This is a genomic window from uncultured Roseobacter sp. (genome assembly GCF_947493125.1).
Lineage (GTDB): Bacteria > Pseudomonadota > Alphaproteobacteria > Rhodobacterales > Rhodobacteraceae > Roseobacter.
Genome location: NZ_CANLQB010000005.1, coordinates 422,352 through 433,251 on the forward strand (window position 1 = coordinate 422,352; position 10,900 = coordinate 433,251).

A 10,900-nucleotide genomic window follows, 5' to 3' on the forward strand; every position below is an offset into this window, starting at 1 on the left:
ATCTTTGATGTTGCGCGGCGGTCACCCTAAATGCAGGTTAGTGATCATTCACGCAGACAAAGAGCACACCACGACCGGACGGTCGGAGATCGAGATTTTCAGGAGACGACGCATGCAGTCCAAGGCCGTATCCATGTCCAACATCAGCCTCATCCCCCTACAGATGCGCCTGTTGCTCTTGGCGGTTCTGACACTGGCGTTCATGCTGGTTCAACCGCCGAGCGCCTGGGCGCAGCAGCAGAGCCTCGCGCCGCTGGCCGAAAAGATCAGCCCCTCGGTGGTGAATATCACCACCTCGACGGTTGTCGCCGGCCGGACCGGTCCGCAGGGCATTGTCCCCGAGGGATCGCCCTTCGAGGACTTCTTCCGCGAATTCCAGGACCGCAACAACGGCGATGGCAATCGCCCGCGCCGTTCCTCGGCTCTGGGCTCGGGCTTCGTGATCTCGGAGGATGGCTATGTGGTGACGAACAACCATGTGATTGACGGAGCCGACGAGATTCTGGTGGAGTTTTTCAACGGCGACGAGCTGAAGGCGGAGGTGATCGGCACCGACCCCAACACCGATATCGCGCTGCTGAAGGTGGAGGCCGATGGCCCGCTGCCCTTCGTGGCCTTTGCAGACAGCGATCTGGCCCGCGTGGGCGATTGGGTCGTGGCCATGGGCAACCCGCTTGGGCAGGGGTTTTCGGTGAGTGCGGGCATCGTCTCGGCGCGCAACAGGGCGCTGAGCGGCACCTATGACGACTACATCCAGACCGATGCGGCCATCAACCGCGGCAACTCCGGCGGGCCGCTCTTCAACATGGATGGCGAGGTGATCGGCGTGAATACGGCGATCCTGTCGCCCAATGGCGGCTCGATCGGCATCGGCTTTTCGATGGCCTCCAATGTGGTCACACGGGTCGTGGACCAGCTCAAGGAGTTCGGCGAGACCCGCCGCGGCTGGCTTGGTGTGCGGATCCAGGATCTGACCGATGATCTGGCCGAGTCGATGGGTCTGGAGACGACAGCCGGCGCGCTGGTCACCGATGTGCCCGAAGGCCCCGCCCGCGAGGCGGGCATGGAAGCCGGTGACGTGATCATCAGCTTTGCGGGCAAGAATGTCGAGGATACGCGCGGGCTGGTCCGTGAAGTGGGCAACAGCCCGGTGGGCGAGACCGTGCGCGTGACCGTGCTGCGCGAGGGGGCCACGCAGACGCTGCGGGTCACGCTGGGCCGCCGGGAAGAGGCCGAGGGGGCCGTGCCTGCCGTGGCCGCGGGACCTGAAGAGAGCGATGAGCCGACCACCAAGGACGTGCTCGGGCTGAGCCTTGCGACGCTGACCGATGAGCTTCGCGAGCAGCTTGGCGTGGATGACAAGACGCAGGGTCTGGCCGTGACGGCGGTGGATGAGGCCACCGAAGCCTTCGAGAAGGGGCTGCGGGCGGGCGACATCATCACCGAGGCCGGTCAGCAGCGCGTGACCAGCATCTCGGAGCTGGAAGAGCGGATCGAAGCGGCGAAGGAGGCGGGGCGTAAATCCCTGCTGCTGCTGGTGCGCCGTGCGGGCGACCCGCGGTTCGTGGCCCTGTCGCTGTCGGACGGCTAGCCTGGACACATCGACTTTGGAAAAGGAAGAGCGCCTAGCACGGGCGCTCTTTTCTTTTGCGGGGGGGTATGGGCGGCTGTCCGGGCTCCCCGGAGGGGATCCCGGAAGGGGGGTCGGTCTCATGGCCGGTCTGTCGCGCTCTTCGGGCTCGCAAAAGAGGCTGGTGCGTCCTATATCGCCCGGATAGACAGGCTCAAACAGACCAGGAAGGGAATGACGGACGTGGCCAAGATCACCTACATCGAACACGGCGGCAAGGAACATGTGGTGGAGGTCGCCAATGGCCTGACCGTCATGGAAGGTGCGCGGGACAACAATATTCCCGGGATCGAGGCGGATTGCGGCGGGGCCTGCGCCTGTTCGACCTGTCATGTCTATGTGGACCCCGCCTGGACGGACAAGCTGCCGGCGAAGGAGGACATGGAGGAAGATATGCTCGACTTCGCCTATGAGCCCGATCCCGCCCGCTCGCGCCTGACCTGCCAGCTCAAGGTGACCGATGCGCTGGACGGGCTGGTGGTGCAGATGCCGGAGAAACAGATCTGATGGCTGCCGGGGCGCGGCGTCGGGTGGCGCGCCTGTGGCGCCGATGCGCCCGCCGCGCGCTGCTGGCGCTGTGCCTGTGGCACGGGGGCGCTGCGGCGAACGCCGAGATTGCGGAGGCCGCCTATGCCGGGCCGACGGATCGCTATGCCCATGGGGTGCTGGGCGACGCCATCGAGTACACGACGCTGGTTCTGACCGTGGACGCCGGGGAAGAACAGCGGTTCGAGCTGCCGGAGGATCTGGTGTTTGAGGACACGGCGCCGCGGGTCGTGGACCTCGACGGGGACGGCGCGCCGGAGGTCATCGTGGTGGAGAGCAGCCAGAGCGCGGGCGCGCGGCTTGCGATCTACGGCACCGAGGGCCGGATCACCGCAACCCCCTTCATCGGCACGCGGTTTCGCTGGCTGGCGCCTCTTGGCGCGGCGGATCTCGATGGGGACGGGGCCATGGAAGTGGCCTATGTGGACCGACCGCATCTGGCGAAGGCGCTGCGGATCTGGCGGTATGAGGATCGTGCGCTGCGGCCCGTCGCGGTGCTGGACCGGGTGACCAACCACCGCATCGGTGAGACCGATATCGCGGGCGGCATTCGCAGCTGTGGCGGGGTGCCGGAGATGATCCTGGCCCGGGGCAACTGGTCGGAGCTCGTCGCGGTGCGGCTTGGGGCGTCGGGCGTCGAGGTCGAGAGCCTGGGGCCTGACACGAGCCGCGCGGCCTTTGCCCGCGCGATGGCCTGCGAGATCTGAGGCGCGCGCTCGGCGCGTGGGATGTCGCCTGCCCCCGTGACCTTCATTGTGAGGGCCGTGGGAAGGGGCGCGTCACAGTTCCTTCGGTCACGACGCGCGAGACGCAGTGGCGAGGTCTGCATCCCCTGAGCCGGTTCCCTAGCCGGATCCGAGCGCGCGCCAGCCGATGTCGCGGCGATGGAAGCCCTCGGGCCAGTCGATCCTGTCGATCATCCCATAGGCCGCATCGCGGGCGGCCTGCAGGCTGTCGGCGCGGGCGGTCACGGCGAGGACGCGCCCGCCGGTGGCGATGAACTCACCGGCGTGGCGGCCGGTGCCGGCGTGGAAGACCATGTGGCGGCTGTCCTCGGGCACAGCGTCCAGGCCGCGGATGACGGAGCCCTTATCGTAGGCGCCCGGATATCCCTGGCTCGCCAGAACGACGGTGAGGGCGTGGTCCGCGGCCCAGTTGACCTGCGCCTCGGCCAGACGGCCTTCGGCGCAGGCCTGCATGAGGTCCAGCACCTGCGCGCCGAGGCGGAGCATCAGCACCTGGCATTCCGGATCGCCGAAGCGGACGTTGTATTCCACCAGACGCGGCTGGCCCTCCGCGATCATCAGGCCGACGAAGAGCACCCCCTGATAGGGCGTGCCCTGGCGGACCAGTTCGGCCATGGTGGGGCGCACGATCCGGTCGAGCGCGGCACGGGTCACCGCCTCGGTCATGACGGGTGCGGGCGAATAGGCGCCCATGCCGCCGGTGTTCGGCCCCGTGTCGCCCTCGCCGACGCGCTTGTGATCCTGTGCTGTGCCGATGGGCAGCACGGTCTCGCCGTCACAGAGCACGAAGAAGGAGGCTTCCTCGCCCTGCATGAATTCCTCGATGACCACTTCGGCGCCCGCCGCGCCGAAGGCACCGCCGAACATATCGTCAATGGCCGCCAGCGCGTCCGCCTCCGTCTCAGCGATGATCACACCCTTGCCCGCGGCCAGCCCGTCGGCCTTGATCACGATGGGGGCGCCCTGCTCTTGTACATAGGCTTTGGCGGCGGCGGCATCGGTGAAATGCCCGTAGGCGGCGGTGGGGGCGCCTGCCGCATCGCAGATCTGCTTGGTGAAGGCCTTGGAGGCTTCCAGCCGCGCAGCCGCCCCGCTGGGACCGAACACCGGCACGCCCGCGGCGCGGAGCCGGTCGGAGACGCCGGCGGCCAGTGGCGCTTCCGGCCCGACGATCACGAAATCCACCGCCATTTCCTCGGCAAAGGTGACCACGGCGCTGCCGTCTTCGATGTCGAGCGCGGCACAGTCCGCGATCTCGGCGATGCCTGCGTTGCCGGGGGCCACGATCAGGCGATCGCATTTGGGGTTCTGCATCACCGCCCAGGCGAGGCTGTGCTCGCGCCCGCCGCTGCCAAGGATGAGAATGTTCATGGCGCGCGCTCCTGATCTGCTTGGCCTTGGATTGCGCGCGTTCTATGCTGCGCAAACCCGCCTGACAACAGCAGAGGCCCCATGGACCTGATCGACGCGCCAGAGGAGGGGCTCAACAGCCCCGAATTCACCGTGACGGAGATTTCCGGCGCGATCAAACGGGTGATCGAGGGTGAGTTCGGCCATGTGCGGATCAAGGGCGAGGTGGGGCGGGTGTCGCGGCCGCGGTCGGGGCATGTCTACCTCGATCTCAAGGACGACCGCGCGGTGATTTCCGGTGTGATCTGGAAAGGGGTGTCCGCCCGGCTGCAGACGCCGCCCGAGGAGGGGATGGAGGTGGTGGCCACGGGCCGGGTGACCACATTCGGCGGGCAGTCGAAGTATCAGATCGTCATCGACGACATCAAACCGGCGGGCATGGGCGCGTTGATGGCGCTTCTGGAAAAGCGCAAGAAGATGCTGGAGGCGGAGGGGCTGTTTGACCCCGCGCGCAAGCGGCCGCTGCCCTATCTGCCCGAGATCATCGGGGTGGTGACCTCGCCCTCGGGGGCGGTGATCCGCGATATTCTGCACCGCTTGCGGGACCGGTTTCCGCGCAAGGTGCTGATCTGGCCGGTGGCCGTGCAGGGCGAGAAATGCGCGCCCGAGGTGACGCGGGCCATCGACGGGTTCAATGCGTTCACCCCCGGCGGTGCGCTGCCGCGGCCCGATCTGCTGATCGTCGCGCGGGGCGGCGGCTCGGTCGAAGATCTTTGGGGGTTCAACGAGGAATCGGTGGCGCGCGCAGCGGCAGCCTCGGAGATTCCGCTGATCTCGGCGGTGGGGCATGAGACCGATACCACGCTGATCGATTATGTCTCGGACAAGCGTGCGCCAACGCCCACGGCAGCGGCGGAGCTGGCGGTGCCGGTGCGCCACGAGTTGATGGCCTGGCTCGACGGGCAGGACGCGCGCATGCGCCAGGCGCTGAGCCAGGGGCTGGCCCGTCGCGATCAGCGTTTGCGTGACATGGCGCGTGCTCTGCCCCGGGCGGAGAGCCTGTTGGAGGCCCCGCGCCAGCGGTTGGACCTGGTCTCGGCCCGCCTCGGCCCGGCGTTGATCGCCGGGGTGCAGCGGCGCAAGGTGCGGCTGGCCGAACTCAGCGGATCGCTGCGCCCGGCGACCCTGCGCCGCGGGCTCGGGACGGAGGCGCGACGGTTGGCGGAGACGTCGGCGCGTCTGGCACCCGCGTTGCGCCGCGCGATTGCCCGCAACAGGGAGCAACTGACGGCGACGGCGCGGCGGTTTCGTCCTGCCGCCCTGCAGCAGGAGCGCGACCGCAAGGCGCGGGAGCTTGCGCAGATGTCGCAACGGCTGTCGGACGCGGGCCAGCGCAATATCGTGGCCTGGCGCGCGCGGCTGGATGCGGCTGAGCGGTTGCGCTGCACGCTGGGCTATGAGGCGACACTGGAGCGCGGGTTTGCGGTTGTGCGCAGCGCGGGCGCCGTTGTCACCGACAGCGCGACGGCCAAGGCGGCAGGATCGCTGGAGATCCAATTCGCCGACGGGCGGGTGACGGTGGGGGGAAAACCGGCCCCGCGCAAGGCTGCCGGCAAACCGCCCGAGCAAGGCTCGCTCTTCTGACACGAGCGCCCCGGGAGGACTCGTTGACCCGTACGGTTGGAGCGGGCCCCCGGCGGGAACCGCCGGGCAGCGTCCGCCCCCCTTCGATGGGGGGGAAGGGCGCTTTGCCCGCCGTCAAACTCTGCGCGACCGGGTCTGTGGTCTGTCCCGACCCGCGTGCCAAAGCGAGGCGATGCGGCCTTCTGCCCTGACGCGTCTCACCCGATGCTGGACCAACGCAGACCGTGCTGCCATCAGACGCCCACGTCGGGGCCGAGGCAGATCATCTCCTCATTGAGATCTCCTGCTTCATAAAGCTCCGTCGCGCCGGGTGCGTTCTGGAAACGCGCGATCAGGCGCCCCTCTTCCTTGTGAAAGGTCCAGCACTGCGGGTCGGGGTTGTCTTCATAGACAAAGCAGATCTGATCCGCCTGTTCGTACCAGGTGCCCGACTTGCATTCGCCGTCGAGGAAGGACCAGATCACGCGGCGATTGTCGAGATATTCCTCGGCGCCGTAGGCCACGCCATTCTCGCCGTAGAACAGGGTTTTGCCGCGGGTGTAGTCGTCGAATTCCTGAGCGCTCATGGGCGGTTGCGCAAGGGCGGGCAGCGCGATCAGACCCAGGAGGGCAAAGGCGGTGCAAAGGAGTTTGGAAACAGAAACCATGGTTTTACTCTGACAGAACGAAGGGTTGAGAGCCAGTCTGGGGCTCGGATGTCGGCACGATGGTGCCGTGAGACGGCGGGGCGGCGGCATAGGCCCTGGCGCGGGGGTCCATGATGCGGCGCCACAGCGGCGGGATCAGGGCGAGCGCGCCCATCACCGGCACCGAGCGGGGCAGGGTGGGCATGCTGTCGGGATCGAACCGCAGCGTGCAGAAGGGCCGGGCGGGGTGCATGTGGTGGTCGGAATGCAACGGTGCATTCAGCATCAAGGCCGCCGAGACGCTGTGTGGCGCGTTCCAGCTGTGCTGCGGGCCCATGGGCTCCAGGCGGCCCTGCGGATCAACCCGGCGCCGCAACCCGTAGTGCTGCAGATAGTCCGACAGCATCAGTTGCAGATGTGCATGCAGCGCCAGCCCCAGCATCAGGACAAGCCCGCGCCAGCCCCCCAGGGCGAAGGCCACGATCAGAGTGACTGCCCCTGCCGCGAGATAGAGCGCATAGGGATGCCGCCAGAGCGGTCGGGTTTGGTGCCGCCGGGTCTCTGCGCGCCACCCGGCCAGGAACTCACCCACGAAGACCCGACCGAAAAATCGCCAGAACCCCTGTCCAAGCGGTGCCGAATTCGGATCGCGGGCGGTGCCGGCGTGCACGTGGTGCACGAGCAGGTGCGCGGAGACGTGCTGGCCGTTCAGCAGGGAGCAAAAGATCGCGGTGCCGAGGGCGCGCAGCCTGCGATTGCCGCGGTGGATGAGCTCATGCGCGCAGGCGTTGGAGACCTGCCCGAGGTAGAGCCCCAGAGCGACCGCGAGGGCGAGCTTCTGCGGCAGGTCGAGATGGGTTCCCGCGCCGACCGCCCAGAGCCCGGCGGCGAGGAGGATGAAATGCAGGATGCCGATGGTCACCGGCAGCCAGTCGCGCTGGTCCTCTCCGGCGTGCAGGCCCAGGCGGGATGTGTCGAGGAGCAAAGCCAGTGCGGTGATGCCCAGGAGCGCGGCAAAGGGCCAGGCGCCGCCGATCACCGCGCCGAGCAGCAGCAGACCCGCCGGACCAAGGCTTGCAGCGGCAAAAGCGAGAGAAGACGGGCGCAGGGTCATACTAGCGATCTGTTTACCGTGATCGCGCCACGGCTCCAAGCGCTGAGCCGCGTGTCAGTTAATGGCGGAAGTTTCTGATCAGACACAGAGTGTCGTTTCTGGTCGACGCGGCGCTGGCGTTTGGCGGTATCTTGGGCCGGGGCGGGCTGATATGGTCCCCCGAAATTCGACGCATCTTACCACGGCCCGGCCGTGCCCGGGGACGGAGACGACACACAATGGCATTGGACACAGGCAAATCCCGGAGCAAGGGTGTTTGGAAGTCCGGCAAGGGCAAGGGCCGCCGGCATACCAAGGGCCGCCAGCTGCAGGATGATGCCTGGGGTGAGGTGCGCGCGCTGCTCGGCGATGCGCCGCGGCGGGCGGATTTGCTGATCGAGCATCTGCACAAGATCCAGGATGCCTATGGTTATCTCTCGGCTGCGCATCTGCGCGCACTGGCCGAAGAAATGCGGATGTCGATGGCGGAAGTCTATGAGGTTGCGACCTTCTATGCGCATTTCGACGTGGTCAAGGAAGGTGAGACGCCGCCGCCCGCGCTGACCATCCGGGTGTGCGATTCCCTGTCCTGCGAATTGGCGGGGGCGCAGCAGTTGAAAACGGCGCTGGAAGAGGGCCTCGACCCTGCCGAGGTCCGCGTGCTGCGCGCGCCCTGCATGGGCCGCTGTGACACGGCGCCGGTGCTGGAGCTTGGCCACGCCCATATCGACCATGCCACACCCGAGAAGGTTGAGGCCGCGATTGCCGCAGGCAATACCCATGCGCATATCCCCGACTACCAGGATTTTGCCGCCTATGTGGCGGAGGGCGGCTACGCCACGCTGAAAGACCTGCGCGCAAGCGGTGACTGGGAGGCTGTGCAGGACAGTGTGCTTGCCTCCGGTCTGCGGGGTTTGGGTGGCGCGGGCTTCCCGTCGGGCAAGAAATGGGGTTTCGTCCGTGCCAATGAAGGCCCGCGCTATCTCGCCGTGAATGGCGATGAGGGCGAGCCGGGCACCTTCAAGGACCGCTATTACCTCGAACGGGTGCCGCATCTCTTTCTCGAAGGCATGCTGATCGCCGCCTGGGCGGTCGAAGCGGAGACGGCCTTCATCTACATGCGCGATGAATACCCTGCGGTGCTGGAGATCCTGGCGCGAGAGATCGCCGCGCTGGAAGAGGCCGGGATCGTCGAGCCCGGCTATATCGACCTGCGGCGCGGCGCTGGGGCCTACATCTGCGGCGAAGAAAGCGCGATGATCGAGAGCATCGAAGGCAAGCGCGGGATGCCGCGCCACCGCCCTCCCTTTGTCGCGCAGGTCGGCGTCTTCGGGCGCCCAACGCTGGTGCACAACGTGGAAACGCTGCACTGGGTGGCGCGCGTCTGCCGCGAGGGGCCGGAGGTGCTCTCGGGCACCGAGAAGAACGGGCGCAAAGGGCTGCGCAGCTATTCGGTTTCGGGTCGGGTGGCGCAACCGGGTGTCTATCTGCTTCCTGCGGGCTCCACGATCCTGGACATCATCGACGCGGCGGGCGGGATGGCCGAGGGGCACATCTTCAAGGCTTATCAGCCGGGTGGGCCGTCCTCGGGGCTCTTGCCGGCCTCTATCAATGACGTGCCGCTCGACTTCGACACGCTGCAGCCCCTGGGCAGTTTCATCGGCTCGGCGGCTGTGGTTGTGCTGTCGGAGCAGGATTCGGCCAAGGCCGCAGCCCTCAACATGCTGCGGTTCTTCGAGGATGAAAGCTGCGGGCAATGCACGCCCTGCCGTGTGGGCTGTGAAAAGGCGGTGAAGCTGATGCAGGCCGACCGCTGGGATCGGGGGCTTCTGGAGGAACTCAGCACCGCGATGGTCGATGCCTCGATCTGCGGGTTGGGGCAGGCGGCGCCGAACCCCATTCGCCTGACCATGAAGCATTTCCCTGACGAGATCTGACCCTGATATTCCCTGCGCCAGACCTGTTTTCATCATTCGCACGGCCTGATAGAGATCGCGCGGTTTGATGACTCAGAGGTTGCGGTGACGCCGAAGGCAAAGAAGACCGAACTCGCCAGCATGTGGTTCGATGGCCCATTGCGGCTGGTGGACAGGATATGTCTGTCGTCGATGGTGGCCACTGGCATGCCGGTGACGCTGTATACCTATGGAGATGTGCCGAATGTCCCCGCAGGTGTCACGCTCCGCGATGGCGATGAGGTGCTGGACCGGTCCCTGGTTGCGCGGCTTCTGCCCGTCGCAAAGAAGCACCAGGTCTCCTGGCTGCCCACAGTGCAGTTCAGCGATTTCTTTCGTGTCTTCCTGCAGAAGTCCGGCGGCGGTCTTTGGCTGGATACGGATGTCCTGATGTTCAAACCGATCGAGGTTGACCCCGACCACGTCTACTTCGTTCGGGAGGCCAATGGGGGGATCGGCGCCTCTGTTTTTTATCTGCCCCCCGATAGCCCCATTATCGGTGAATACGAGCGGTTGATCACGCAGAATGACCTCACTCCGGACTGGCTGGAGTTCAAGCGCCGCGTTTTGCGGCCGATGGTGTACCATCTGACCCGCACCGCTTTTTCACCGTCGGATCTGGGCATTACGATGTATGGCAACGAGGCGTTCCGCCGGTTGGCGCGCCGCCACAACGTCTTTAACGACGCGCAGCCGCAACATACGTTTTATCACTGGTCGGATGCCCAAAACGAGGATGTTTTCAACGAGGTGCCTTGGGCGTTTTTCTACAGTGATCCCGCGCATCTCGGGCTACATATCCACAAGAAAACCGAGGCTGCGCAGACCCCCGCCCCGGGCAGCCTGTGGCACGATGCGCTGCAAAGATATGCATAGAGCGTTCAAGGGTCGCCGGAAGCACATAGGAATCGGATCAGATGGCGTTTTTTAAGAAGCTCAAAAACCGGTTGTTCAAATCCTCGTCCAAGATCGACGAGGGGCTTGAGGCGATTGTCGAGGATGGCGGCGTGGAAGAGGTGGTCACGCCCGAGCCTCAGGCCGCGCCGCCGCCGCTCGCGGAAGCGCCGCCCCAGCCGGCCGCGCAGATGGTGCAAGAGAGCGCGACACCTCCTGTCGATGAGGTCATGGAGCATCCCGCGGAGGCTGTGGAGGTTGTGCTCGAAACGGTGGAGCCCGAGCAGCGCAGCGAGGTTGACTTACCGCTTGACCCGGAGCCCGGTCCGGAGCTTGTTCAACCCGAACCCGAACCCGAACCCGAACCCGAACCCGAACCCGAACCCGAACCCGAACCCGAACCCGAACCCGAACCC

General features: G+C 66.4%; 9 protein-coding genes and 1 pseudogene. 7 read left to right on the forward strand and 3 right to left on the reverse strand.

From position 1 onward, the window contains the following. Positions 1–112 precede the first annotated feature (112 nt). The 3 genes from Q1A71_RS13615 to Q1A71_RS13625 all read left to right on the forward strand — a co-directional run bounded on the left by Q1A71_RS13615 (position 113) and on the right by Q1A71_RS13625 (position 2,883). Positions 113–1,591, forward strand: a complete 1,479-nt coding sequence (locus Q1A71_RS13615; RefSeq protein WP_299676978.1) for a DegQ family serine endoprotease — start codon at positions 113–115, stop codon at positions 1,589–1,591. 222 nt (positions 1,592–1,813) lie between these two features. Then, the gene (locus Q1A71_RS13620) at positions 1,814–2,137 is read left to right on the forward strand and encodes a 2Fe-2S iron-sulfur cluster-binding protein (RefSeq protein ID WP_299677058.1); all 324 of its coding nucleotides are present in this window, start codon (positions 1,814–1,816) and stop codon (positions 2,135–2,137) included. Further along, a complete protein-coding gene (locus tag Q1A71_RS13625) occupies positions 2,137–2,883 on the forward strand; it encodes a VCBS repeat-containing protein (RefSeq protein ID WP_299676981.1) in 747 nt (248 codons plus the stop codon). Before Q1A71_RS13620 ends, Q1A71_RS13625 begins: the two co-directional genes overlap by 1 nt. 138 nt (positions 2,884–3,021) lie before the next feature. Here Q1A71_RS13625 and purD read toward each other — a convergent pair whose 3' ends face one another. Continuing rightward, entirely contained in the window at positions 3,022–4,293 is a 1,272-nt protein-coding gene (gene purD / locus Q1A71_RS13630) for a phosphoribosylamine--glycine ligase (protein WP_299676984.1), read from the reverse strand. 81 nt (positions 4,294–4,374) lie between these two features. On the opposite strand from purD, the gene xseA reads away from it, so the two are divergent. Further along, a complete protein-coding gene (gene xseA / locus Q1A71_RS13635; RefSeq protein ID WP_299676987.1) occupies positions 4,375–5,916 on the forward strand; it encodes an exodeoxyribonuclease VII large subunit in 1,542 nt (513 codons plus the stop codon). Between the two features lie 233 nt (positions 5,917–6,149). Here xseA and Q1A71_RS13640 read toward each other — a convergent pair whose 3' ends face one another. Together Q1A71_RS13640 and Q1A71_RS13645 are read right to left on the reverse strand one after the other, a co-directional pair. Then, positions 6,150–6,563 carry a hypothetical protein gene (locus Q1A71_RS13640; RefSeq protein WP_299676990.1) on the reverse strand — a complete coding sequence of 138 codons (414 nt, stop codon included), beginning with the start codon at positions 6,561–6,563 and terminating at the stop codon, positions 6,150–6,152. A gap of 4 nt (positions 6,564–6,567) precedes the next feature. Further along, a complete protein-coding gene (locus Q1A71_RS13645) occupies positions 6,568–7,656 on the reverse strand; it encodes an alkane 1-monooxygenase (RefSeq protein ID WP_299676993.1) in 1,089 nt (362 codons plus the stop codon). Between the two features lie 218 nt (positions 7,657–7,874). Between Q1A71_RS13645 and Q1A71_RS13650 the strand changes: the two genes are divergently transcribed. The 3 genes and pseudogenes from Q1A71_RS13650 to Q1A71_RS13660 all read left to right on the forward strand — a co-directional run. Next, on the forward strand, positions 7,875–9,572 hold the full coding sequence (locus tag Q1A71_RS13650) for an NAD(P)H-dependent oxidoreductase subunit E (RefSeq protein WP_299676996.1): 1,698 nt from the start codon (positions 7,875–7,877) through the stop codon (positions 9,570–9,572). 84 nt (positions 9,573–9,656) lie between these two features. Then, entirely contained in the window at positions 9,657–10,466 is an 810-nt protein-coding gene (locus Q1A71_RS13655; protein ID WP_299676999.1) for a hypothetical protein, read from the forward strand. Between the two features lie 41 nt (positions 10,467–10,507). Further along, positions 10,508–10,900: pseudogene (locus Q1A71_RS13660) on the forward strand (signal recognition particle-docking protein FtsY); the annotation flags it as partial.

Excerpts from the sequence above, each read along its gene's own strand:
- Q1A71_RS13625 (WP_299676981.1), top strand. The coding sequence starts at position 2,137 with ATGGCTGCCGGGGCGCGGCGTCGGGTGGCGCGCCTGTGGCGCCGATGC.
- xseA (WP_299676987.1), top strand. The coding sequence starts at position 4,375 with ATGGACCTGATCGACGCGCCAGAGGAGGGGCTCAACAGCCCCGAATTC.
- Q1A71_RS13615 (WP_299676978.1), top strand. The coding sequence starts at position 113 with ATGCAGTCCAAGGCCGTATCCATGTCCAACATCAGCCTCATCCCCCTA.
- Q1A71_RS13645 (WP_299676993.1), bottom strand. The coding sequence starts at position 7,656 with ATGACCCTGCGCCCGTCTTCTCTCGCTTTTGCCGCTGCAAGCCTTGGT.
- Q1A71_RS13650 (WP_299676996.1), top strand. The coding sequence starts at position 7,875 with ATGGCATTGGACACAGGCAAATCCCGGAGCAAGGGTGTTTGGAAGTCC.
- purD (WP_299676984.1), bottom strand. The coding sequence starts at position 4,293 with ATGAACATTCTCATCCTTGGCAGCGGCGGGCGCGAGCACAGCCTCGCC.
- Q1A71_RS13640 (WP_299676990.1), bottom strand. The coding sequence starts at position 6,563 with ATGGTTTCTGTTTCCAAACTCCTTTGCACCGCCTTTGCCCTCCTGGGT.